Origin of the sequence: Mesobacillus thioparans (assembly GCF_965138835.1) — a bacterium.
In the GTDB taxonomy this organism is placed as follows: domain Bacteria; phylum Bacillota; class Bacilli; order Bacillales; family Cytobacillaceae; genus Mesobacillus; species Mesobacillus thioparans.
In genome coordinates, this window is the sequence record NZ_CBCSFH010000001.1 from 505,399 (window position 1) to 527,984 (window position 22,586).

Below are 22,586 nucleotides of genomic sequence, written 5' to 3' on the forward strand. Positions count from 1 at the left end.
TTTACCCACTTCATTAAAAGCGCTTTTTGAGACAGGTGTAATTCGAATCTGCCACCGCCTGGATTTTCAGCTCCCATCCAGTTTCTTTTTGCTGCTCGCGGGGATTCTACTAAGTTCTGTCAGCACTATATATCTTTTCCACTTAAACGCTTTTATGCATAAAAGCGTTATAGAATACTATTACTATATTATGAAAGTAATAGCACGTCAAGAAAAAACTGTGGCTTGTACTATTCCAAATCCATAAAAAAAGAGCCGGCCATTAATGCCGACTCGATTTCTTAAGATACATCCATAGGATTATAAAGTTTTACTTCCGGGTTCTTATCCTGGAACCATCTTAAGGCAAATTCATTTTCGAACAAGAATACTTTTTTGTCAAAGCGGTCCGCCACTAGCAGGCTTCGAGAGCTGGACAGGTTCTCGTTCACATCGTCGCCTTCGATCCAGCGGGCGATTTTCGATCCTTGTCTTTCCATAAGGACTTCGACATTATATTCATTCCGCATCCGGGCTTCGAATACTTCGAACTGGAGCTGTCCGACAGCACCGAGGAGGTACTCTTCCGTCTTCAATGTCTTGAACAGCTGGATGGCTCCTTCCTGGACAAGCTGCTGGATTCCTTTATGGAAGTGCTTTTGTTTCATGACGTTCTTGGCTGAAACCCTGACAAAAAGTTCAGGCGTGAATTGCGGAAGTTTTTCATATAGGAATCCTTCCTTGCCAGATACGATTGTATCGCCAATCTGGTATGTGCCTGGATCGTACAGTCCGATGATGTCGCCGGCTACAGCTTCCTCAACAGTACTGCGGTCATCAGCCATGAACTGGGTAGACTGTGCAAGTTTCATCGTTTTTCCGGTCCGGCTAAGCTGAACAGTCATTCCCCGCTCGAACTTCCCAGAACAAATGCGCAGGAAAGCAATCCTGTCACGGTGGGCCGGGTTCATGTTGGCCTGGATTTTAAAAATAAACCCTGAGAATTCCTCAGATTTAGGATCAATTTCTCCTGCCGTAGAGTTCCTTGGCTGTGGTGAAGGCGCAAATTGCAGATAGGAATCAAGGAATGTCTGGACACCGAAAGTCGTCAAGGCACTGCCGAAGAATACCGGCGTTAGGGTGCCGTCGACAATCCGTTCCTTTGAAAATTCATTTCCCGCTTCATCCAATAGCATGATTTCCTCTAAGGTCTGGTCATACAACGAAGACTCTTTCATGGAATGGTCCCCATCAATTTCGCCTTCTTCATTCAAAGAAATAAAACGCTTGTCTTCATCAACCCGGAATTGTTCGATCCGGTTGTTGAAACGGTCATAGATTCCGAGGAACTCTTTTCCCATTCCAATCGGCCAGTTCATTGGATATGATTCAATGCCAAGAACTTCTTCAAGTTCAGCTAATAATTCCAGTGGCGCTTTACCCTGGCGATCAAGCTTGTTGATAAAAGTGAAGATCGGGATCCCTCTCATGCGGCAGACCTTGAAGAGCTTGAGCGTCTGGTCCTCAATCCCTTTTGCTGAGTCGATGATCATCACAGCACTGTCAACAGCTGTCAATGTTCTGTAGGTGTCCTCGGAGAAATCCTGGTGACCAGGTGTGTCAAGGATGTTCACCTTGAAGCCGTCATAATCGAATTGCATGACACTGGAGGTTACCGAAATTCCGCGCTGCTTCTCGATTTCCATCCAGTCACTCGTCGCAAACTTCCCTGTTTTCTTCGCTTTCACAGTACCAGCATCACGGATTGCACCGCCGAATAACAGCAGTTTCTCCGTAAGCGTCGTTTTCCCGGCATCCGGGTGGGATATAATCGCAAACGTTCTGCGCGATAATACTTCATCTTGTAATTTTTTCATGATTTGATGTTTCCTTTCTCTTTAAAGGCAAAATTCCTCATAAAATTAATCTTATCTTTCTGACGGAAAGTTTGCAATCCTGCAATTGCATATCAGAACTTTTAAATATTTCCCGGCAAGCATTATAATGAAGTTTCAGGAGGTGCAAAAGTGGATTCAATTACCCATACTTTATTCGGTTTAGCCTTATATGCCGCCGTTGATAAAAAACATATGGAGAAAACGCAAAAGCGTGCCTATTTGCTGACAGCTGTTGGGGCGAGCCAGATTCCCGACATAGACGTCATTTCCCAATTTTGGGATAATGAAGGACTTTATCAGATGTGGCACAGGGGCATCACCCACTCTGTGTTTCTGACGCCAGTCTGGTCATTATTGTTTGTGCTGCTGTCTTTTCTCTTATTTAAAATAAAAGATCCTAAATTATTTTCCCTGGGCTGGCTGGCCGTCTTTATCCATGATACGAGTGATTTGTTCAATGCCTGGGGAACAGGCTATCTCGAACCATATTCAAACATTAGACTCACTTTCGGCACGATCCCGATCATTGATTTTGTATTCTGGGTCATCCTTGGCACGGCCTTCATTGCTTCCCGGAAAAATAAAGCGAAAGGCCCTTATTATTTTAAATTAGCATGGGTTTTCATTGCGCTGCACATTGTTGTCCAGAGTGTCCAGGGCTGGTTAATCTATAATCAGTATGAAAATGATTATAAGCAAATTGCCCTTTCAGCTGGCTTCATTCCCTGGACATATACAGTGATAGCGAAAAACGAAAGCGATGTTAAAATTTTTCAGGATAATCTGTTTACCGACAGAAAGCTGCAATACGAACTTACCTCTGCTGAGGAAACAGACCTGGATAGGCTGTTTGCGAAGAAGCCTGAAGCAAAGACGCTTTACGAATGGTCGCCATTTGTGGTCATCGTCGATGATGGGGAGAAAATTGGAGTCTATGATCCTCGCTTTTACCGGAATGGCCAGTCGTTCCTGTTTGAGTATATCGATAAAACCCAGACCAAATAGAAGAGCAGCCGTTCGGCTGCTCTTCTGTTTTTACATTCTCGCTTCTATATCGTTCATGAGTTCATCGATTGTGACCGTGATATCATTCGTTTTCCTGGCTACTGCAATCGTGAATTCCAATAACTCTTTATATTTGTCTACTGGAATCATTAAATTCGTCTTCTCGTATTCATTCACTTTAAGACCGAGATTTTGCAGGATCATGATTGCCTCTTCTACAGATCCTCTCTCAATTTCATACATTCTGATTCCCCCTATTTCTCTGGTTGAATTCCATTATGAGGGAGTTAAACCTATTTTTAAATGGTAAAACTTTCATCTATAACCAATTGCACTGTAAAAAATAGGTTATTAGTTGGTGTTTTTTAGGTTATTTGAAAAATATTGATTCGAAAGCATCCTTCACTGCTAAAATCACTTCTTAAGAACCGGGTCATTTAACCTAAATTCAAACTATTTTTTTCATTATGTGATCAAATTACTGGATATTCTTACAAATCTCCCTGATGAATTCGTCGCCTGGAATCAGGCTGCCTCCCCCTTGCACAAGCTGGTCGCTGCCTCCGCCTTTGCCGTCAATCATTGACAGGGCATGGGCTGACAACTCTTTTAAGTTACCAGGTGCATCCTTCCCCCGGGCAAATACAAATTGGAGTTTGTCTTCGTTCTCTGCCACCAGTATGATTACCTTGTCTTCAGCCAGTGCAGTGAGCAGCCTTGCAAGCTTTTGCAGTTCCTGGATGCTTCTACCTTGATACAAATGGCTGATGATTTCTCCCTGGCTTGCCGCAGCCAATTCGGCTGCTTCATATTTTAATAATTGGTCTTTCATTTCCTCGAATGATTTTTCGGATATTTTCTTCTGGCCAAGCAGCCTGTTAACAGCAGAAACCATATCCTGTTCAGGTGCATTCAGCAATACCGACAGCTCTTTAAGGATTTCATGCTTTTGCCCGAGCTTGTTCAACACTCTTTGTCCACATACAAACTCGACACGGATGACTTTCTTCTGTCGTTCCCATCCGAGGATTTTCAAGTGGCCGACTTGTGCTGTGCTGTTTGGATGTGTTCCTCCGCAGCCGTTATAATCGAATTCAGGTATGATGACGAGCCTGATATTGTCCGATACTGAAAGTGCTTTCCTGAGTTTATATTGCTTTAGTTCGTCTTCATCGACCCATTTAGTGATGATGTGACGGTTTTCGAGGATTACCTGGTTAGCCAGTTCTTCTACCCTTCCAGCTTCTTGTACAGACAGATTTTCCGTAACCAGGTCAATAGTGAGGGTATCTTTCCCTAAATGGAAACTGACCGTTTTATAGCCATATAGTTCCTCGAAAACGGCCGAAAGAATATGCTGTCCTGCATGCTGCTGCATATGGTCAAACCGGCGGTTCCAATCAATTTCCCCTTCAATTGGCATGCCTTCATCGAGTGGTGCTTTTATGTAATGGCGTATCTCTCCGTCAATCTCCTCGACATCCACTACTTTTACACCATTGAGGCTGCCAGTATCGAATGGCTGTCCGCCGCCTGTCGGGTAAAAGGCTGTTTGAGTTAATACCGCATAATTCCTGCCTGACTCATCCGCACCCTGCCTGACCAGCTTTGCAGTAAAGCTTTTTATGTAAGCATCTTGATAATATAACTTATTCTCCATTGACATACTCACGCTCCAGATCACAACTTATGCTTTTTAGTATATCATTTTTTCTAATTCCAATGGCTCTGTCAAACAAGACTGTTGATTTTCGTTCCAGGCGCTTCGCTTTCCGCGGGGCTGGCGCTGAGCCTCCTCGTCGCTTTGCTCCTGCGGGGTCTCACCTGACCAGCTGCGCCCGCAGGAGTCTACGCGCCTTCCAGTACAATCAACAGGTGTAAAAACAACATTTGGTTTAACAGAGCCATGACAAAAGAATAGACAGCTCCCCTAATCGGAAGCTGTCTTTATTACTTATAAAGTGCCCAGAGCCTGTTCAGCTTTGCTGATCAATACTTTTCCGCGTTCTACAAGTTCTTCCGGAAATGGAGCGTCCTTGTCGGCGGGTGATTTGAACTGGTCGAAAGAACCAGTCAGCGCGCCTACGTTCCCTTCCTCGTCCACATCTGTCTCAAATTGATGATCCAGGAGGAACGGTGTCCCAATCTGGACGAATGTTCCCTCATCATCAAGCGGGCCGCCCGTTGACTTTAAAGGAATCCTGACATACTGCTGATCACCATGGTCATCGTTCATCTTGTAATCGATATAAGCATGGTCATATTCCCAGTTGCCATTCACCGTGAAGCCGAGCGGCTCAAGGTTTTTCTTCAAATCTCCCATTGTGATCTCTTTACCATCTATATTTGATTGAATCGGTACCATTTTGCAAACCCCTTTTCGTATTGGATTAATATATTAGCTTTTTCCACTCCGAAAAGGTTATCAAACATGCAGGAGCACACTGGTAAAATGTACGTTTTCCATCAAACAGCACACTTTCGTTGAGAATTAATAGGTATCCTGATAAGGAACTTCTTTAATGCCGGTCCAATCTCTACGCTTTAGCTCATAATCTCTACAGTTTTGCAATTAATCTCTACAATTACGACCATAATCTCTACGACCTTCTGAATAATAATCTCTACGGTTACATCCTTATTCTCTACGTTTTCCAATAAATAGAAAAAAGGAGGCCTCAATCAGGCCTCCACCAAGCATTTATTTCGTTAAGTGATACACTACGGATTCATATGGACGAAGATTTACCCGTGACATATCTTTACTCGTATCATCATAGTTGGAAAGCAGGATTTCAGCATGATAGCCATCAGCTTGTACTGTATCCGGCAATTCAAACACGGTATCTTTTCCATAAAAGTTGTTCACGACAAGCAGCTTTTCATCCTGTCCGTTCCTGACATATGCGAATATATCGGGATGTTCTTCATGAATCAGCTGGTAATCGCCATAGGTGATGATATCGTATTGCTTTCGCAGCTGGATCAGCTTCTTATAATGATAAAACACTGAATTTTCATCTGCGAGAGCATTTTCAACATTCACACTCTGATAATTTTTCGCTGCATCAATCCATGGAGTCCCTTTTGTAAATCCTGCATGTTCCTCGGCATTCCACTGGACAGGGGTCCGTGAGTTGTCACGAGACTTGCTCTGAAGGATTTTCAGGATTTCCTCTTCAGGCATTCCTTCTTCCTTTTTGATCTGATACATATTCAAGGATTCTACATCGCGGTAATCCTCAATTTTTTCAAAATAAGGATTGGTCATCCCGATTTCTTCCCCCTGATAAATATATGGAGTACCCTGCATCATATGGATTGCCGTCCCAAGCATTTTGGCAGATTCACGGTGGTATTCATCATCATTCCCATAACGGGAGACAATGCGCGGCTGATCATGGTTGCACCAGAACAGCGCATTCCAGCCGCCGCCATTATGCATTTCTTCCTGCCATACAGATAAAATCCGCTTTAAGGCGAGGAAATCAAAATCAGCGAGGGTCCATTTATCACCATTTTCATAATCGACTTTCAAGTGATGGAAATTGAATGTCATGCTCAATTCATTTCGCTCTGGATTCGAGTATTTGATGCAGTTCTCAATCGTTGTCGAAGACATCTCGCCGACCGTCATGCTGTCATACTTAGAGAATACCTCCCGATTCATTTCCTGAAGATACTCATGTACTCGCGGACCATCCGTGTAAAATTTACGGCCATCTCCAGGAGGCACAGAACCGTAGTCATCCGGGAAGTCCTGATCCTTTGATATCAAATTGATGACATCAAGCCTGAAGCCGTCGACGCCTTTCTTGAACCAGAAATGCATCATTTCATATACATCATTGCGAAGCTGTTCATTTTCCCAGTTCAAATCTGCCTGGGTCACATCGAATAAATGAAGATAGTATTGTCCGGTCGCTTCATCGTACTGCCAGGCATTTCCGCCAAACTTGGATTCCCAATTCGTCGGGGCACTTCCATCTTCTTTAGGGTCTTTCCAAATATAATAATTCCGGTATGGACTGTCCTTGGATTTCCTTGCATCCTGGAACCACTCATTCTCAGTTGACGAGTGGTTCACAACGATATCCATGATCAGCTTGATTCCGCGCTGATGGGCCTCTTCAAGAAGTCGGTCAAAGTCTTCCATCGTGCCATATTCTTCATATATCTTGAAATAATCCTTAATATCGTAGCCGTTATCCCGCTGAGGTGAATCATAGATTGGCGTAAGCCAGATTACATCCACACCCAGTTCCTTCAAATAATCCAGTTTGGCGATAATCCCCGGTAGGTCGCCTGTTCCATTGCCGGTCGTATCATAAAAACTTTTCGGATAGATTTGATAGACAACCGACTTTTTCCACCATGGTTCAGTCATGATAAAACTTCCACCTCCATTAGGATCAATCAATCAATCAATCAATTAATTATGCTTCTTTCTTTTTTCTGGTCTTGGCCATTATGAATGTCAGTACAAATGGCACTACAAGCGCGATGCCCATTCCGATGAAGAATACTCCCCAGAATTCTGTGAAGATTGACAGGAATGCAGGCAGACCGCCGACACCAATCGAAGGTGCCATTACACCGCGAAGCGTGATGACAACTCCCGCAATTGCTGAACCGATGATGGCCGCAATGAACGGATATCTGTAGCGCAGGTTCACACCGAACATGGCAGGCTCGGTAATTCCAAGCCATGCAGAAATGGCTGAAGTCATGGAAAGACCTTTTAATTTTTCATTATCTTTTTCAGCGAACATCATTGCAAAAGCCGCTGATCCCTGAGCGATGTTTGAAAGTGCGACCATCGGCCAGAGGAATGTTCCGCCAATTGTACCAATCAACTGCAAATCAACCGCAAGGAAGGTATGGTGCATACCCGTAATGACAAGCGGTGCATATAGACCGCCGTAAATCAATCCGCCAATTGCCGGCACTGCATCGAAAATACCGACTACACCGTCAGTGATCAGGTTTCCGATTGCAAAAGTGATTGGTCCGATCACGATGAATGATAAAAATCCAGTTACAAGCAACGAAATTGGAGCAACTGTCAGCAGTTGGAATGCATCAGGTATCTTCTTTCGCAAAAAGATCTCCATTTTCGCCAGTACATAGGAAGCCAGCAAGACCGGCAATACTTGTCCCTGATAACCGACTTTCTCTATGGTCAATCCAAACAAATTCCACGCAGGGATATCGCCTTTCTGTTGCGCTTCCCCGTATCCCCAGGCATTCAGCAAATCAGGATGGACGAGCATGAGTCCGAGTACAATACCAAGAAGCGGATTTCCGCCGAACTTATTGACTGCACTCCAGCCAATCAAACCAGGCAGGAATACGAACGCCGTATTGGCAATTAAGTTGATGATGCTCGCAAAATCTGCCCATCCAGTATATACATCGATTAACGCTTTTCCTTCAAAGAAAATATCCTTACCTGTCAGGATATTATTGATTCCCATTAATAGACCGGCAGTCACGATCGCCGGCAGGATTGGAATGAAGATATCGGCAAGTGTCTTGATCGCCCTTTGCAGCGGGTTCAAGTTTTGCGCCGCCGCATCTTTGATATCTTGTTTTGAGGCTTCCCCAATTCCCGTAATCGCTACCATTTCTGCATATACCTTATCGACAAGCCCCTGGCCAATGACTACCTGGTATTGTCCGTTTGCAGAAAACGACCCTTTAACAAGATCATTATTCTCCAGCTCATCCTTGTTTACTTTTCCTTCATCCTTTAAAGCAAAACGAAGCCTTGTCACACAATGAGTAGCTGCGGAAATATTCTCTTTGCCGCCGACAGCCTCAACAATCTGTTCAACTGCTTTACGATCCATAGTACCTCTCCTCCTGTTACCGTTTTCATTAAATATAAAAAAATTGCTGTGATTCAGAACACTTGTATATACATCATGTTTACGCTCTCATTTTACTTGTATATACAAGATAAGTCAATAATTTTATTCATCCTTTACATTCCCCAAACGTACCAATAAAAACCGCCACCGCGAGATGAATGCTGCTTGTGAAAAAAATTACCAGCTGACAGATTTGTTTTGATTGCCTAAGTTAAAGGGTAAAAATATAGAATAATGAAATTGAGACGGAAGGATGTTTTCCATGTTAGGGACAAAAAAACTGGAAGAAGGCTATAAAAGATTTGAGTCCAAAGCTAAAGAGTATATCAAGCGGCCAGAAAAAACAGATACTCTAATAAAGGATGCCGGCAAAAAGGCTGATGAGAACAAAGGGGCTCTTGCTGAAAGTTGGGACAACCTCCAGCTTTTGTTCGATTTAGTCGGAGCCTGGCGACGAGGAGAATACCGGAAGATCCCAACTGGATCACTCATGACCATCATTGCTGCTATCATTTATTTTGTCTCTCCGATCGATCTGATACCGGATTTTATCATCGGGCTTGGAATAGTCGATGATGCTGCCGTGATCGGATTCGTTCTGAAACAAATCACCAACGATTTGGAAAAATTCCGTTTCTGGAAGGAAAATCAGGGAGGAAACCAGGTCATCATAGAAGAAACTCTATCTGAAAACAATACACCAACCCTGAACTAGCCCGAATTTCACGGGCTTTTTTCTTGGGAAAATTCCCGGTACAAAAGATGGCTTTTGGCGAATAAACATTTTGTCCTATTCTATTTCATTGATCACTTCCGTACCTTAAAGTAATAGTAAATTTTTTACAAAGTTTACTATATTCTATTGATTATTAATTAATAAGGGGGAAGAATCATGCAAAAGCTATTCATGTTGACATTTGTTTTGTTGCTTGTTTTCTCTGGTTCTGTCATCGCCTCTTCTGCACAAAATTCGAACAGGAATAATCCAACAGAGGATTATAAAAGCAAGACCGGTATCAACCCTGAGGGCTACACATGCTGGCAATGCACAAAATATGCCTACTATAATGGTTATAGAACCTGTGTCTCTGGCGTATGGCTCACCACCTGCCCGGTAACTAATTAACCTTAAAAAAGGATGCTGAATTTTTTCAGCATCCTTTTTTTCATCCCTTTGTTCCGGATGAGATATTCGAGCCTTCAATGAAGTACTTTTGGAAAAAGAAGAATAACAGAATGACTGGGAGCAATACCGTGACAGACATTGCCATCAAGTAATGCCACTGTGTCTGGACAGTCCCTTTGAATGTCTGCAGACCAATCTGCAAAGTGTACTTGCTTTCATCGTTGATATACAGCAGCGGCCCCAACAGGTCATTCCAAGCACCATTAAAAGAGAAAATTGCTACTGTAATCAAAGCGGGCTTTGTCAAAGGAAGCATGATGTGCCACCAGATCTGCAAATGGCCCGCTCCATCAAGTACGGCAGCCTCAATCAGTTCATTCGGGATTCCCATCATGAACTGTCGGAGCAGGAAAATGAAAAAGGCACTGCCGAGGAATGCCGGCACCAGCAAAGGCAGGTATGTGTTCACCCAGCCAAGCTTGGAAAACAGCATATATTGCGGAACCATCGTTACAAATCCAGGGATTAGCATCGTTGAGAGAACGAGGACAAATAGAATATTTCTGCCCTTGAATTTGATTTTTGCAAAGCCATAAGCAACCAATGAGTTGACAACCACACTTCCGATCGTGCCGACGGTCGCAAGGTAGAGCGTATTCAAAGCCCAACGAGTAAAAGGCGCTGTCTGCCAGGCTTTGATATAATTGTTGAAATTGAACTCCTTAGGGAAAAATGTCGGAGGATACTGCGCAATCTCAGCAGGTGACTTCAATGAAGTCGAAATCATCCACCATAATGGCAGCAGTATCAGCGTACTGCCGGCTAATAGCAGCAATGTCACAAATGTCATCCTAACCCTATCTTTGAACTTTTTAGTCTCATAAAATTTTGGCGCGGTCACAGTACTCATTTTCCGTCACCCCCTTCATAATGCACCCATCTTTTCCCGAGTTTCATATTGACTGCTGTCAGGATCATCACAATGATGAACAACAGCCATGCCATTGCCGAAGCATATCCCATGTCAAAGATTTCAAAGGCATTGTTCCACATATGCAGATTATAGAATAATAGCGAATTTCCAGGGCCGCCGCTTCCGTTCTCGGTCATGACATATGCTTCCTGGAAGATTTGGAAAGCCCCGATGGTACTTGTGATGACATCAAAAAAGATGATTGGGGAAATCATTGGCAAGGTGATATGAAAAAACTTTTGCCAAGGTGAAGCTCCCTCAATGTCTGCCGCTTCATACATCTGGGGCGAAACCCCCTGCATGATGGCAAGGTATAGCAGCATCCCTCCGCCTACACTCCACATTTTCATCAACAGCAATGCAGGCTTGGTCCATTCCGGATCAAACAGCCAGGCAGGACCATCGATCCCGAACCAGGCAAGCATTGTATTCACCAGGCCGGTCGACGGACTCAAGAGCTGCATCCAAAGGAAGTATACTGCCACACCGGATAAGACAGCTGGCAGATAATAAATTGTCCTGAAAAACTTCATCCCCTTGATCTTCTGATTCAGCAGGACAGCCAGGATAATTGCTCCCGCAGTCGTCAATGGCACCGAGAAAATAACATAATAAAGAGTATTAAAAAGAGAAGTGCGGAATAAATCGTCCATTGTAAACATACGTTTATAGTTTTCCAAACCGATGTAATTCATTTTTGAAGTAATATTGTAATCTGTAAAACTAGCAGCCAGACTGAACAGCAATGGCCCCAAAGTCAGGCCGAGAAATCCTATGATCCATGGGGAGATGAATAAATAACCAGCCAGATTATCCTTTGCTTGTTTACTAAGGCCCCTTCTTTTCGCGGCCTCTTTGCTTTTGCGTTCCCCTGTTACTTTTGACCCAGCTTCTGTATGCACTAATGTACTTTCCGAAGACTTCATACTTCCTAAACCCCCTTGTTGCATTTGAATGTAAATGGTCGATAATTCAGAAAAAGGAACTAAACCTCTTTCCAGCCATGCCAAAGAACCTTATCAAAAAGAGAAGGGCGGAACGCGCCTTCTCTTTTCCTTGCCTTACTTCTTCATTTTTTCAATATCTTCTTCCGCTTTTTTCAATGCTTTTTCAGGAGAAGTTTTCCCTAATAAGGCATTGTCGATATGCGGATTCAATCTGCTCTGATAATCTGGATATTCAACCGGTACCGGGAACATCTTTGTTTGATCCAGATTCTTGACAGAAGCTTCATAGACCATTTTATCCGGCCCTTCAAGTTCGTTCAGAGCTGCTTCGGCTGCTTCTTTATTCGCTACATTGTCATAGTTTTTGACTGCCCAATATTTCTGTGCTTCCACATCTGTCAAATATTTTATGAAGTCCATTGCTTCTTTTGGATGCTTGGATCCTTTTGGCACTTCAACTACGAATCCGCCGCCTTCTGACCAATTCCCTTTTCCTTCTTCTTTAGCTGGGATAGGTGCAACGCCAAATTCAACGTCCTGACCATAATCTCGTAATTGAGTATAGAATGTGCCGACATCAACCCACATCGCTACTTTTCCTGCGATGAAAGGATTGGACTGCTCACTTCCGAATTCCGCCTGAAAAGCCTGTACTGTCTTTTCACCAAGACGCTCTTTCCAATCAAGAATCCAGTTGAGTGCTTCCACTTTTTTTGGCGTGTTGATAGCCAGCTCTCCATCCTCGATGAAGCCTTTCCCATTATCTGCATTTATCATCCAACTGGAAGCACCAAGACTTCCCCAAAGTGGATAGAAACCGACGCGATCATATTTATTGCCATTTTTCACATCTAACTTTTGAGCATATTCTTCAAGTTCAGCCCATGTTGCTGGCGGCTTTTCGGGATCAAGTCCTGCTTCCTCGAAAGCTTTTTTGTTATAAAAAAGAAGGCGCGTATCCGTATTGAAAGGTACCGCGTATGTCTTTCCTTCATGTTCAACCGTGTCCCAAAGATGTGGATAAAACTGCTGCTTGAATGAACCATCAACATACTCGCTTAAATCCTCAACCTGCTTGTTCTCAGCACGCTGGGCAACAGTGTTGATATCATTAACGATGACATCTGCCGGGTTGCCTGCTGCAACGGACGCAAGATTCTTCGTCCAGATATCACCCCATGGCAGGAATGTGTGCTTAACAAAAACTTTATCCTGGGAATTGTTGTAATCGTCAATGATCTTTTCAATGATCGGCCGGCGTGTTTCCGACCCCCAGAATGTCCAGAAATCAACAACTACCTTCCCGTCTTTCGTTTTTTCCGCTTCTGCGCTTTGCTCCCCTGAGCATCCAGCCAGCAAGCCGATAAGCATGGCTGCTGCTGCAAGTACTGCTAGACCCCTTTTCATCTCTGATCCCCCTGTATATTCAAGTTGATTTATAAGTACAACCCCACTATTACCACCTACTTCGGCTCCCTAAACGTTTTTTCTTGAAAATAGTTCGAAAGGTTCATCTGAACATAAAAAAAAAAGGCTCAAAACTGAACCTGTTTTTCCATATCCCTGATCATTGCAATCACTTTTTCGGAATTATCTTTTTCAATTGTATAAACGCGTGGTCCTTTTATTCTTTTGATAAAAACCGTGTCATCGACAATCCATAATTTGCATTTATCTGGCTTCCTGTTTTCATAGATCAACAATATATCATACACCTGGTCAGATGATGGGTGCTGCTCCACGCTGCCATGGCCGTTGACTGTCTTATTCAGTGTCTCCATCCAGAAGGCGTCATCTACAATGGTTACTCCCTTTCTGGTCAAGTTCGAGTGAAGTTTGAACATGTCTGCAGAATCGGATTTAGTTAAATACGAAATGACCGGAACGCTTGACGCGAGTATTTGCGCTGGTTTGATAGCACTTTGAACATCTTGTGCCGGTGTTTGGACTTCAGTGAAAAGGAAAGCAGCGCAGGACAGGATCATTACAAATGTCAGGAAACTGCCTGTCCAATTTTTAATTATGCAGTGCAGTTGCCTTTCAGGCTTTCCGTTTTGAAGGATTGTATTAAAGGTTTTCCTTTTTTGGATTTCCGACCTTGGTATCTTATTAAGATTACTGAAGCGATCTTCTAGTTCAAATGATTTCCTCAATTAGTTCCCCTCTTCTCTTCAACTCTTTTTTTAGGGCGGCCATTGCCCTCGAAGTGGTGATCTTCACTTTGCTTTCGCTCCATCCAAGAATCAAAGCGGTTTCCCTGATTGAAAACTCCTTGATTTTCCTTAGTATCAACACTTCCTGATAGCTTAGCTTCAATGCCTTGATCGCTTTATAAAGAAGCGATGTCTTTTCTCCTTTTACGATAATCTCTACTGGAGAAGGCAGACTTGATTGAACAGAAAACTGGTCCAATGAAAAAAAACGCAGCCTTCTCCCTCTCCTTAAGTGGTCAATCGCCACATTTCGCGCTATTTTCACCAGCCATGTGAAAATTTGCGAGTCTCCATTGAATTGATGGATGTTCTTGTACACTCTTAGAAAGGTTTCCTGGGTTAAATCTTCCGCGACTTCCTTCTTTCCGGTCAATAGCAACAAATAGCCAAATACCTTATCACTGTACTCCTCGTATACCTTTTGGAAATGAATGCTGTAATAATCGCTCAAATTTCTCCCCCCTTATTCAGACAGTTAGACGAACAAGCACGAAAAAAGCAACACTATTTTCGGAATATTTTTAATTTAACTAAAAATAACAGGAATTCAATAATTTTTCATCGTGCTTTTTAACCAAAGTTTGCATTAAAAAGATGCTTGAACCAATGGCTCAAGCATCTTTTTATCATTCATTCCAATCTTTTCTAATTTAAGCGCTGATCTGGAGTGACCTCTGCGCTTAAAGTATAATTATTAGCGATAGCATGAGCAGCCGACGATGATCAAGAGGATAAACAGCACAACGATCAATACAAATCCGCTGCCGTATCCAGCCCCTCCTACGCCGTAGCCGCCATATCCGCAGCATCCGCCATATCCGTACATTTTATAACCTCCTAATGAAGTTTACTTTAATAACCGAAACCCCAAGACGCTCCGATAATGATTAAAAGAATGAACAAAACAACAAGCAAAGCAAAACCTCCGCCGTAGCCGCATCCATCTGACATCGTAACAACCTCCTTTTTTTGTGTCCCTATATCCTATTCAACCCGGGACATTTGTGCAATTAAACACCAAAAAAAATACTAGCCCATTTAAAAATAAAAAAGAGAACCCCGGTAGGTCCTCTTTTTGCATCTCATTATCCAATTTTTTGCACCTGGTTTTCCTGGTTCTCATACAAAAATTCATATGTAATCAAAGGATTCACTGGTATTTCCAGCCATCTTGATATTCCGTTGTTCGTCATTTTTTCCATGTATACCGGCTTGCAATCTTCAAGCAGGCAGATCCTCAATGTCTCAAAGCCGCTTAATTCCTGCACAGTCCTTTCAATTTCCTTTTTCTCCTCCGGACTGGCAAGCACATTATCCTTTTTTGGCTCCAACAGGACGACGATCAGTTCCTTCCGCATCTGTTTCTCAAGTTCCATCCTTGCAAACGCCAGTTTCTTTAATGTCCTGTTCAATTTCCACATACTGATTCCTGATATCTTTTTATAAATCATAATTGATGCCTCCATTTTTCCCCCAACTCACATTCTAAAAGACAATTCGTTCAAATGTAAACTTATATTGGGGTATGGAAGAAATTCCAAGACAACTTTCATCCATAAAGAAGCAAAAAAGATCGCAGTATGAGCTTCAATCTTATCTCGCATGTGCATATTATAGGTCCAGCAAAAACTTTGCATATCTCGTCATCCGGTCCTTCGTCCATTTTGGGGCGGAAACCATTTTGATGTCGATATGCTCGAGGATTTTCATCTGGTCCGTCAAATGTTCCCGGGCAGAGAGGGCAATATAATCGGCAAGCATACAATTCTCATTCCTGGTAGTCATCACGATTTCCACATCACGATCGTCCTTGACACTGACTTCGTAAACGAGGCCAAGGTTCACAATATCGACTCCAAGCATCGGCTCTTTTACCTCTTCAAGCATTTTATAAATATCGACTTTATCCATATTGAGTACCTCCTCTCGCGAAGTCGTGACTGATGTTCCTTTACTTATATGATAAAAGATGGTGGAAAATATTTGGAGTGCTCTGCTTCACATTTCATATTTTTGTCATGAATAGAAGGCTAAATTGTGTCAATTACTGGCAAGTGGGTTAAGTTTTCAAAAAATCCGCAGGCTTAGTTTTTACAGCCTGCGGATCGTTCACCCGATTATTTTTTCTTTTTCTTGCTGTTTTTGTAAGTATAACAGCGTATCTTTATCAGAGGTGGTTGGGAGTTCATACATTGTCTGATATTCCTCAGGTCCTTTGCCGGTGATGAGGATCCATTCCCCGGGGTTTGCGTTTTCCCATGCTTCCTGGATGGCCAGCGTCCTGTCGGTGATGATCCTTCCCTTATTCATCCCGAACCGATCATTCAACTCCTTTAACTCATTCTCCATTTCCTCAACAGAAACACCGTTCAGGTCATCAAATGTCAAAATGAATTCATCACTCATTTCCGCAGACGCTCTGACCATATCCTCCCTTTTCGTTTTGTCCCGCTCTCCGCGAAAACCGAATATATGCTTTATCTTCGCGGCATCATGCTCCTGTGCAGCATGCAGACAATATTCAATGGCATCTGTCGTATGGGCATAATCGACAATGAAGGTTGCACCATCTGGATGCGGGATCATTTCGAACCTTCCAGGAACTCCTGGGAATGTCTTCAATGCCTCCGCAATCACATCAGGATGAATGCCAATTTTAATTGCCGTCAAAAAGGCCATCGCAGCATTATAGACATTGTGCAGCCCCGGAGAAGGCAATGTCAAAGGATAAACAACCCCTCCCACTCTCACTTCAAACCTGGTTGCACCGTTTAGTTTGATATTCTCTATTTTTAAATCATCTGACTCGTGATCACCCATCGAATAGACAGGAATCTCTTTGGCGCTCAACAAATCGGCCAGCTTGTCTCCCCACTCGCACAACTTGCTGACAACTGCTGACCCTTCTTGCTTCATGTAATTGTACATAAGCGTTTTGGCCTCGAAATAATCTTCAATCGTCGGATGATAATCCAGATGATCATGGGAAAGGTTCGTGAACAAACCATAATCCAGTTCCAATCCTTCAATTCTGTATTGCTTCAAGGCATGTGAAGATACCTCAAGAACAACAAATTCATCATTGCTGGCTGCCATCAATTCCTGGATTTGCAATGCATCGGGAGTGGTATTCGAGGGCTTGTACACTTCATCATTTATAATATAAGACACCGTACCGAGCAAAGAGCAGCTTCTTCCGGCGTGCTCAAGAATATGCTTTAGAATATATGAGACCGTCGTTTTGCCGTTTGTTCCTGTGACGCCAATCACCGTATGCTTCCTAGACGGATGGTGATAATAAGCGCTTGCCGCCCTTCCAAGAGCCAGCCGGCTGTCAAATACCTGGATATAGGGCACAGCCAGTTCAAGGTCATGTTCGCCAATGACCGCAGCGGCTCCTTTGTCAATCGCTTCTTGAATAAACTGGTGGCCATCAATTTGAAAACCAGAAATCGCAACAAACAAATCCCCTGGCTTCACCTTGCGTGAATCCATTTGAATACCTGTCAAATTAGGATCTGAATCATTTATGTATTTTTTCAAACTGCCGCTGAGGGCTTCAAGCACTTCTGATAATCTCATATCCAAAACTCCCTTTTTAACTGCCTATAAATTCCATATCCGGAACCTAGAAACGTATAGAATAAGTCTCTTTTTATATTCCCCCTATTTTTAAAACTATGCCTCGTACATTCTATAAGAAATCCATTTTAAAAAAATGAGGAGAAAGAAGCAGAAAAAAAGACCGGCAATCCAGCCAGCCTTTTACTATTCTCTGGGATTATCTGCCGGAGAACTGGGACAAGTACTTAAAGTTCAGCCTGCTATGCTGCTTAAGCATATAGGCAGATGTTGTCGAGCCCTTTTTTCGGAGCGTATTTAGAGCCTCAATCATTTCGTCAGCAGTTCCAATTCCTATTCCATGTCCATAATACAACCCCTTGCCAAGGACAACAGCGTTTTCCCCGCGCCAGATTGGCAATTCAAAATCAGGATTCATGAAATAGACCACGTCGCCGGGAATGAACTCACTCCCTTCCAGCGTAATGATTGCTAAATCAGGGTCATAATTCCAGTTCCATACAAGCAATCCCCTGAACAGATAGTTAAAATCCGTAATCCTGATGGATTCGAGGACAGCTTTGTAAAAAATGATCACCATCGCCGTAGAGCATTCAAAGCCATACTCCTCTCCGTTTTCAAAAATATCCGCTATGGCATCAGACGGGCGCACATTGGGATTCAAAAGATACCCTCTTGGTCCTTTTGTCCAATAAATGGGATTGAATTTAGAGTATTTGAACGAAGTGAATGCCACCGAAGCTTCTTTCAGTTTCAGTGCCGCTTCAATGATCTGTTCCCTGAGACTGATTTCAAAAAGGAGCTGAAAGGTTGAGTCATATTCAAACAAAGTCAGGCTTTGATCCAGATGGTCGTATATTTCCCTCTGCTTCCCAGACAGATTCTGCAACTTTTGCTTGCCTGCAGCATCTGGAAACCGGATGATAATCATCACGCTCCCCCTCCATCTTCCGATTATTAAACATACATTCTAACTATATGAAGGTTTCCGGCTTAAAAGACATTGGACAGAATTGTTAATTGGAGGCACTAATGAGGTGTTTAGCCGCAGATTGTTTTGAATTCATGTGAAAGGGTATTTTCTTTGTAAAAGGAGGTTTTCTCATGTCAGAAGAAAAACACAATGATGGATCACCAGAACAGGAGAACAAACAAGCACACAATAAGGATGTTGAACCTCAAAGGGATCCAGTAAAACCTCAGGAAAAGAAGCAATCTGAGAATTAAGCTTTAAATGCGAGATCCTTATGACATTATCCAGAGAGGTGAAAAGTTGTGAAAAAAGATGATAAAAAGCCCATAGCAGTAGATAATACTCAAAACATGGACAACCCGGAACAGTATGAGACCCGGAAGAAAAGCCTACATGATCAATTCGAAAGTGAATTGACAGTTGACCCAATCCCAATGGAAGACCTCAATCAGGAAAAGCAAGAAGAAAAAGACGGACATCATTCAAAGGATTCGTCTTCAAGTGAAAAGAAGTACAATGTTGATACTGACAATGATTTATAGTAACCGCCCTGGGATTCCAGGGCTTTTTGGTTTATCCTGGCTAAAGAAGAGAATAGTAAGTACGTAAATACAAAGGAGGAAACAATATGGATCATCAACTTTTAAAAGAAAAAATCACCAAGGTCCTCGGTGAGTCTAAGGTAGGGACCCTTGCGACAGTAGTGGATAATAAGCCACACACACGCTATATGACTTTTTTCCATGAGGACTTGACAATGTATACCCCGACAAGCAAGGAAACTTATAAAGCTGAAGAAATTGAAAAGAATGACAATGTCCATATCCTGCTTGGCTATGAAGGGGATGGAATGGGTGATGCCTATATTGAGGTACAGGGCAAGGCTGCGATCAGGGGAGAACAAAGCTTGAAGGATAAATTCTGGAACGAAAGAATGAAGAAATGGATTGAAAGCCCGAATGACCCTGATTTCATCATACTGGAAATAAAACCTGATAGTATTCGATTGATGAACGACAATGGCGAGCCTGAAGTTTTATACTTATAAACATTAAGCGGAGAGTGGGAGCATCCCCCTCTCCATTTTCTTTTTTTACAGTCAAGAACTTGATGTATTTTGTCAAACATTTGTAAAAACTATCGCATTATATGACTTGATATCAAAATAGTATTATTGTAATCTATTGATATAAAGAATGTGAATATTTTCACAAAAAAATCTCGATAACCAACAACGTGTTTTATTTTTTTGCTCCACCATGTGAATTTATTCACAATATTTAGCCGGAAAGAAGGAAATACAATGAGTACTCCCAAAATCGTCATACTAGGTGCAGGATATGGCGGACTGATTACAAGCCGCCAGCTTGAAAAATCTCTCAGGAACGGTGAAGCCGAAGTTACGTTGATCAATAAACATGATTACCATTATATTTCTACCCAGCTGCATAAGACTGGTGCAGGTACGGCCTCGGACGACAAAATCACACTGCATATCCCTGAGCTGCTAAAAACAGATAAGGTACATTTCAAAAAAGGAAACGTACAGGATGTCGACTTCAAAGAAAAGAAAGTCCGGCTCGATTCAGGTGATGAAATCGAGTATGACTACTTGCTGATTTCACTTGGTTTTGATGTCACTACTTTTGGCATACCAGGTGTAGAAGAAAATGCTTTTAAGATTAAAAGCTTCCAAAGCACGAAAGCAATTTACAACCATATTCTAAGGCAGATGGCTGCTTACAAGGAAGATTCTGATCCTTCAAGACTGACAATTGCGGTTGCCGGGGCAGGCTTTACTGGAATTGAAATGGTTGGCGAACTTGTTGAAGCATTACCAAAGCTTTGCCGCACATATAATATTCCTTTATCCGAAACAAGAATCATCAATATCGAAGCTTCTCCAACAGTTCTGCCAGGTTTTGATCAAGAAGCGATTAAATTTACAACCAATTATTTAATGAAGAACAACGTTGAATTAATGACATCCACAAAAATACTTGAATGTTCTCCAACTTCCATTGAATTGGACAATGGAGAAGTACTCCCGTCCCGGACATTGATCTGGTCTGGTGGTGTCCGCGGCAATACCCTCCTGGAAAAACTGGACTTGCCAACTTCAAGAGGACGCATTCCGGTCGATGAATTTTTAAGGGTAAAAGCTGTAGAAAATGTCTTTTGTATCGGCGATGCCGCGCTATTCATGAAGGATGAGAAAAATGCCCTTCCTCCAACTGCACAGGTGGCCATTCAGCAGGCTGAACTTTGCGGTCCGAATATTATAGCTAGCCTTCGAGGGGAAACCTTAAAAACTTTCGAGTATCATCATAAAGGCACAGTAGCTTCCATCGGAAACAAGGCAGCTGTTGGAAAGGTCTTCGGCTTGAAAATCTCAGGTACATTCGCTGCTGTGATGAAACAGGTCATTGAGGCGCGCTACCTCTTCGTGCTCGGAGGACCCAGCCTCGTGATCAAGCAATTCCTTAAGATTGGAAAGCCTTATTCAAAGGTTTCTGCTGCCACCCATCAAAAATAACAAATAAAGCATCGGAGCAGTTCACAGGGAACTATATCCGATGCTTTTGTTTAATTTTGTGATGCTGTCAGCGAGTCTCCCGGAGGGCGTTTGCCTCTTTTCAAATCATCTATTGTCAGTCCAAATCTCATTTCTAAATGCGGATAATCCTTAAAATGCTTCCAATCTCCACCCCATTGGAATCCAAGCCCCTTGGCAATAGCTATTACCTCCATCCAATCGGACTTTCCATTCCCATTGCCGTCATAGGCAGTATCCCATAAGGCATTACCTTGCTGATTCAATAACGCAAAGTCAATTGCCAGCCCAAAATTATGATAAGAATCGCCGCCTTTTGCATGGGTGACAATTTGCCCGTCTGCCGTCCTTCCCTTTTCATATAAAGAATCCTGTTCCTGGAAACTCCTGAATCCATCTGTCACAATGATCCTGATCCCTGAATCAGCAGCTTTTTGAACCAGCATCTCCTTATTCTCTAAGACAATAGGATGGAGGTCTTCAGGCAATGGAACGTCGTCATTGATCTCTGGCCTTGTCAGGAACTGATAATACAGGACCAGTACAACCAGAACCAACAGGAAAGTGACGGAAGCATTCCCGAATAATTTAGTTTTCACGGTAAAAATCCTTTCAATTATTCTTTCAGTCTATTATAGTACGAATTCGAACCACCTCAGGTTTCATGTATTGAGAAATTGAAAAAAACCTGGCAATGATTTTGCCAGGCATATTCCTATTCGAACTGGTATTTTTCTAAAATACGATCAGAGACCAGCTTGTACCCTTTATCATTTAGATGGAGGGAATCACTGAAATACTGCTTTTTATTTTTTCCTTTAAACAAGTCATTGGTTGGAATGTAAACGATGCGTTTTTCGTCTTTGATCAAATTATTGATATCATTATTCCATTCATCTATCACAGCCTCGATTGTCTTGCTGTCGGGATAGGGATTATAAAGTCCAAGAAGCAAGATCGGTGCTTGCTCATTTTTTTCAGTCAATATATTGATGATGGCATCCAGATTTTTCAGATAGTCTTCCTTGCCTTTAGCAATTTCTTCTTGCTTCAGGTTTTTTAAATTTCCACCGTTGCTGTTAATCAAATCATTCGTACCGATATAAACAATAAAATAATCTGCTTCATCAATTTTCCCTCTTATACCGACATCTGACATTTGTGCAAGGATTCCTGATGATTCAAGACCATAAATAGCTTCGTTATCAAAGGTGAATTTTTCTTCGCTCTGATCATTAAGTCTTGCATTAAGAGTATCGATGTATCCAGAACCTTTTTCATCTCCATAACCATAAGTGAGCGAGTCACCGAATGCAATGACCAGCCTCTCATCTTCCTTTTTTTCCTGTGTCTTCCCGTAAATGCTGACTGCAGCCAGCAAAAAAAATACAACTACCAATGTGAAAATAATCTTATTGTTTTTCATGATGTGTCCTTTCTCTGTTTGTTTTCCCTTTTTCTTA

General features: G+C 42.5%; 26 protein-coding genes. 7 read left to right on the plus strand and 19 right to left on the minus strand.

Annotated features, from left to right (window positions below):
* Positions 1-281: 281 nt before the first annotated feature.
* Complete coding sequence (locus tag ACNAZ4_RS02620; protein ID WP_415812629.1) at positions 282-1,856, minus strand: peptide chain release factor 3; 1,575 nt, start codon at positions 1,854-1,856, stop codon at positions 282-284.
* A gap of 150 nt (positions 1,857-2,006) precedes the next feature.
* Between ACNAZ4_RS02620 and ACNAZ4_RS02625 the strand changes: the two genes are divergently transcribed.
* Positions 2,007-2,882, plus strand: coding sequence for a metal-dependent hydrolase (locus tag ACNAZ4_RS02625; protein ID WP_415812630.1), 876 nt, complete (start codon positions 2,007-2,009; stop codon positions 2,880-2,882).
* Between the two features lie 30 nt (positions 2,883-2,912).
* Here ACNAZ4_RS02625 and ACNAZ4_RS02630 read toward each other — a convergent pair whose 3' ends face one another.
* From ACNAZ4_RS02630 to treP, 5 genes are all read right to left on the minus strand, one after another.
* Positions 2,913-3,125, minus strand: coding sequence for a hypothetical protein (locus ACNAZ4_RS02630; protein WP_415812631.1), 213 nt, complete (start codon positions 3,123-3,125; stop codon positions 2,913-2,915).
* Positions 3,126-3,360: 235 nt separating this feature from the next.
* The gene (locus ACNAZ4_RS02635) at positions 3,361-4,542 is read right to left on the minus strand and encodes an alanyl-tRNA editing protein (RefSeq protein WP_415812632.1); all 1,182 of its coding nucleotides are present in this window, start codon (positions 4,540-4,542) and stop codon (positions 3,361-3,363) included.
* A gap of 294 nt (positions 4,543-4,836) precedes the next feature.
* Positions 4,837-5,247, minus strand: coding sequence for a YugN family protein (locus ACNAZ4_RS02640; protein WP_415812634.1), 411 nt, complete (start codon positions 5,245-5,247; stop codon positions 4,837-4,839).
* Positions 5,248-5,583: 336 nt separating this feature from the next.
* On the minus strand, positions 5,584-7,269 hold the full coding sequence (gene treC, locus ACNAZ4_RS02645; protein ID WP_415812635.1) for an alpha,alpha-phosphotrehalase: 1,686 nt from the start codon (positions 7,267-7,269) through the stop codon (positions 5,584-5,586).
* A 49-nt stretch (positions 7,270-7,318) separates the two neighbouring features.
* Positions 7,319-8,734: a PTS system trehalose-specific EIIBC component gene (gene treP, locus ACNAZ4_RS02650; RefSeq protein WP_415812636.1), complete on the minus strand. Its 1,416-nt coding sequence runs from the start codon at positions 8,732-8,734 to the stop codon at positions 7,319-7,321.
* Positions 8,735-9,017: 283 nt separating this feature from the next.
* Between treP and ACNAZ4_RS02655 the strand changes: the two genes are divergently transcribed.
* Together ACNAZ4_RS02655 and ACNAZ4_RS02660 are read left to right on the plus strand one after the other, a co-directional pair.
* The gene (locus tag ACNAZ4_RS02655) at positions 9,018-9,470 is read left to right on the plus strand and encodes a YkvA family protein (protein ID WP_415812637.1); all 453 of its coding nucleotides are present in this window, start codon (positions 9,018-9,020) and stop codon (positions 9,468-9,470) included.
* A gap of 177 nt (positions 9,471-9,647) precedes the next feature.
* The gene (locus ACNAZ4_RS02660) at positions 9,648-9,881 is read left to right on the plus strand and encodes a hypothetical protein (RefSeq protein ID WP_415812638.1); all 234 of its coding nucleotides are present in this window, start codon (positions 9,648-9,650) and stop codon (positions 9,879-9,881) included.
* Positions 9,882-9,921: 40 nt separating this feature from the next.
* On the opposite strand, the gene ACNAZ4_RS02665 is transcribed toward ACNAZ4_RS02660, so the two are convergent.
* The 11 genes from ACNAZ4_RS02665 to ACNAZ4_RS02715 all read right to left on the minus strand — a co-directional run bounded on the left by ACNAZ4_RS02665 (position 9,922) and on the right by ACNAZ4_RS02715 (position 18,527).
* Positions 9,922-10,791, minus strand: coding sequence for a carbohydrate ABC transporter permease (locus ACNAZ4_RS02665; RefSeq protein ID WP_415812639.1), 870 nt, complete (start codon positions 10,789-10,791; stop codon positions 9,922-9,924).
* Complete coding sequence (locus ACNAZ4_RS02670; RefSeq protein ID WP_415812640.1) at positions 10,788-11,780, minus strand: carbohydrate ABC transporter permease; 993 nt, start codon at positions 11,778-11,780, stop codon at positions 10,788-10,790. The genes ACNAZ4_RS02665 and ACNAZ4_RS02670 overlap by 4 nt, the downstream gene beginning before the upstream one ends.
* 135 nt (positions 11,781-11,915) lie before the next feature.
* Positions 11,916-13,208 carry an ABC transporter substrate-binding protein gene (locus ACNAZ4_RS02675; protein ID WP_415812641.1) on the minus strand — a complete coding sequence of 431 codons (1,293 nt, stop codon included), beginning with the start codon at positions 13,206-13,208 and terminating at the stop codon, positions 11,916-11,918.
* A gap of 128 nt (positions 13,209-13,336) precedes the next feature.
* On the minus strand, positions 13,337-13,954 hold the full coding sequence (locus ACNAZ4_RS02680) for a hypothetical protein (protein WP_415812642.1): 618 nt from the start codon (positions 13,952-13,954) through the stop codon (positions 13,337-13,339).
* Positions 13,938-14,465 (minus strand): RNA polymerase sigma factor, encoded by a 528-nt coding sequence (locus ACNAZ4_RS02685; protein ID WP_415812643.1) that lies wholly within the window; start codon positions 14,463-14,465, stop codon positions 13,938-13,940. Before ACNAZ4_RS02685 ends, ACNAZ4_RS02680 begins: the two co-directional genes overlap by 17 nt.
* Positions 14,466-14,708: 243 nt before the next feature.
* Positions 14,709-14,840 carry a YjcZ family sporulation protein gene (locus ACNAZ4_RS02690; RefSeq protein WP_415812644.1) on the minus strand — a complete coding sequence of 44 codons (132 nt, stop codon included), beginning with the start codon at positions 14,838-14,840 and terminating at the stop codon, positions 14,709-14,711.
* A 26-nt stretch (positions 14,841-14,866) separates the two neighbouring features.
* Positions 14,867-14,965, minus strand: coding sequence for a YjcZ family sporulation protein (locus tag ACNAZ4_RS02695; protein ID WP_079508178.1), 99 nt, complete (start codon positions 14,963-14,965; stop codon positions 14,867-14,869).
* A 134-nt stretch (positions 14,966-15,099) separates the two neighbouring features.
* On the minus strand, positions 15,100-15,465 hold the full coding sequence (locus ACNAZ4_RS02700) for a hypothetical protein (protein WP_415812645.1): 366 nt from the start codon (positions 15,463-15,465) through the stop codon (positions 15,100-15,102).
* 160 nt (positions 15,466-15,625) lie between these two features.
* Positions 15,626-15,925 (minus strand): metal-sulfur cluster assembly factor, encoded by a 300-nt coding sequence (locus ACNAZ4_RS02705; protein WP_415812646.1) that lies wholly within the window; start codon positions 15,923-15,925, stop codon positions 15,626-15,628.
* A 198-nt stretch (positions 15,926-16,123) separates the two neighbouring features.
* Entirely contained in the window at positions 16,124-17,596 is a 1,473-nt protein-coding gene (locus ACNAZ4_RS02710) for a UDP-N-acetylmuramoyl-L-alanyl-D-glutamate--2,6-diaminopimelate ligase (protein ID WP_415812647.1), read from the minus strand.
* Between the two features lie 199 nt (positions 17,597-17,795).
* Entirely contained in the window at positions 17,796-18,527 is a 732-nt protein-coding gene (locus ACNAZ4_RS02715; RefSeq protein WP_415812648.1) for a protein-glutamine gamma-glutamyltransferase, read from the minus strand.
* A 173-nt stretch (positions 18,528-18,700) separates the two neighbouring features.
* Here ACNAZ4_RS02715 and ACNAZ4_RS02720 point away from each other — a divergent pair, with 173 nt between their 5' ends.
* The 4 genes from ACNAZ4_RS02720 (at position 18,701) to ACNAZ4_RS02735 (ending at position 21,105) form a co-directional block, all read left to right on the plus strand.
* A complete protein-coding gene (locus tag ACNAZ4_RS02720) occupies positions 18,701-18,823 on the plus strand; it encodes a hypothetical protein (protein ID WP_415812649.1) in 123 nt (40 codons plus the stop codon).
* A 96-nt stretch (positions 18,824-18,919) separates the two neighbouring features.
* Entirely contained in the window at positions 18,920-19,111 is a 192-nt protein-coding gene (locus ACNAZ4_RS02725; RefSeq protein ID WP_415812993.1) for a hypothetical protein, read from the plus strand.
* An 86-nt stretch (positions 19,112-19,197) separates the two neighbouring features.
* Entirely contained in the window at positions 19,198-19,617 is a 420-nt protein-coding gene (locus tag ACNAZ4_RS02730) for a pyridoxamine 5'-phosphate oxidase family protein (protein ID WP_415812650.1), read from the plus strand.
* Between the two features lie 255 nt (positions 19,618-19,872).
* Positions 19,873-21,105 carry an NAD(P)/FAD-dependent oxidoreductase gene (locus tag ACNAZ4_RS02735; RefSeq protein WP_415812651.1) on the plus strand — a complete coding sequence of 411 codons (1,233 nt, stop codon included), beginning with the start codon at positions 19,873-19,875 and terminating at the stop codon, positions 21,103-21,105.
* 50 nt (positions 21,106-21,155) lie between these two features.
* On the opposite strand, the gene ACNAZ4_RS02740 is transcribed toward ACNAZ4_RS02735, so the two are convergent.
* Together ACNAZ4_RS02740 and ACNAZ4_RS02745 are read right to left on the minus strand one after the other, a co-directional pair.
* Positions 21,156-21,722 (minus strand): M15 family metallopeptidase, encoded by a 567-nt coding sequence (locus ACNAZ4_RS02740; RefSeq protein ID WP_415812652.1) that lies wholly within the window; start codon positions 21,720-21,722, stop codon positions 21,156-21,158.
* 116 nt (positions 21,723-21,838) lie between these two features.
* Positions 21,839-22,549, minus strand: coding sequence for a GDSL-type esterase/lipase family protein (locus ACNAZ4_RS02745; RefSeq protein WP_415812653.1), 711 nt, complete (start codon positions 22,547-22,549; stop codon positions 21,839-21,841).
* Positions 22,550-22,586 lie beyond the last annotated feature (37 nt).

Coding starts and splice junctions, on each gene's coding strand:
- ACNAZ4_RS02620 (WP_415812629.1), bottom strand. CDS start 1,856: ATGAAAAAATTACAAGATGAAGTATTATCGCGCAGAACGTTTGCGATT.
- ACNAZ4_RS02630 (WP_415812631.1), bottom strand. CDS start 3,125: ATGTATGAAATTGAGAGAGGATCTGTAGAAGAGGCAATCATGATCCTG.
- ACNAZ4_RS02635 (WP_415812632.1), bottom strand. CDS start 4,542: ATGGAGAATAAGTTATATTATCAAGATGCTTACATAAAAAGCTTTACT.
- ACNAZ4_RS02640 (WP_415812634.1), bottom strand. CDS start 5,247: ATGGTACCGATTCAATCAAATATAGATGGTAAAGAGATCACAATGGGA.
- treC (WP_415812635.1), bottom strand. CDS start 7,269: ATGACTGAACCATGGTGGAAAAAGTCGGTTGTCTATCAAATCTATCCG.
- treP (WP_415812636.1), bottom strand. CDS start 8,734: ATGGATCGTAAAGCAGTTGAACAGATTGTTGAGGCTGTCGGCGGCAAA.
- ACNAZ4_RS02655 (WP_415812637.1), top strand. CDS start 9,018: ATGTTAGGGACAAAAAAACTGGAAGAAGGCTATAAAAGATTTGAGTCC.
- ACNAZ4_RS02660 (WP_415812638.1), top strand. CDS start 9,648: ATGCAAAAGCTATTCATGTTGACATTTGTTTTGTTGCTTGTTTTCTCT.
- ACNAZ4_RS02665 (WP_415812639.1), bottom strand. CDS start 10,791: ATGAGTACTGTGACCGCGCCAAAATTTTATGAGACTAAAAAGTTCAAA.
- ACNAZ4_RS02670 (WP_415812640.1), bottom strand. CDS start 11,780: ATGAAGTCTTCGGAAAGTACATTAGTGCATACAGAAGCTGGGTCAAAA.
- ACNAZ4_RS02675 (WP_415812641.1), bottom strand. CDS start 13,208: ATGAAAAGGGGTCTAGCAGTACTTGCAGCAGCAGCCATGCTTATCGGC.
- ACNAZ4_RS02690 (WP_415812644.1), bottom strand. CDS start 14,840: ATGTACGGATATGGCGGATGCTGCGGATATGGCGGCTACGGCGTAGGA.
- ACNAZ4_RS02695 (WP_079508178.1), bottom strand. CDS start 14,965: ATGTCAGATGGATGCGGCTACGGCGGAGGTTTTGCTTTGCTTGTTGTT.
- ACNAZ4_RS02700 (WP_415812645.1), bottom strand. CDS start 15,465: ATGATTTATAAAAAGATATCAGGAATCAGTATGTGGAAATTGAACAGG.
- ACNAZ4_RS02705 (WP_415812646.1), bottom strand. CDS start 15,925: ATGGATAAAGTCGATATTTATAAAATGCTTGAAGAGGTAAAAGAGCCG.
- ACNAZ4_RS02710 (WP_415812647.1), bottom strand. CDS start 17,596: ATGAGATTATCAGAAGTGCTTGAAGCCCTCAGCGGCAGTTTGAAAAAA.
- ACNAZ4_RS02715 (WP_415812648.1), bottom strand. CDS start 18,527: ATGATTATCATCCGGTTTCCAGATGCTGCAGGCAAGCAAAAGTTGCAG.
- ACNAZ4_RS02720 (WP_415812649.1), top strand. CDS start 18,701: ATGTCAGAAGAAAAACACAATGATGGATCACCAGAACAGGAGAACAAA.
- ACNAZ4_RS02725 (WP_415812993.1), top strand. CDS start 18,920: ATGGACAACCCGGAACAGTATGAGACCCGGAAGAAAAGCCTACATGAT.
- ACNAZ4_RS02730 (WP_415812650.1), top strand. CDS start 19,198: ATGGATCATCAACTTTTAAAAGAAAAAATCACCAAGGTCCTCGGTGAG.
- ACNAZ4_RS02735 (WP_415812651.1), top strand. CDS start 19,873: ATGAGTACTCCCAAAATCGTCATACTAGGTGCAGGATATGGCGGACTG.
- ACNAZ4_RS02745 (WP_415812653.1), bottom strand. CDS start 22,549: ATGAAAAACAATAAGATTATTTTCACATTGGTAGTTGTATTTTTTTTG.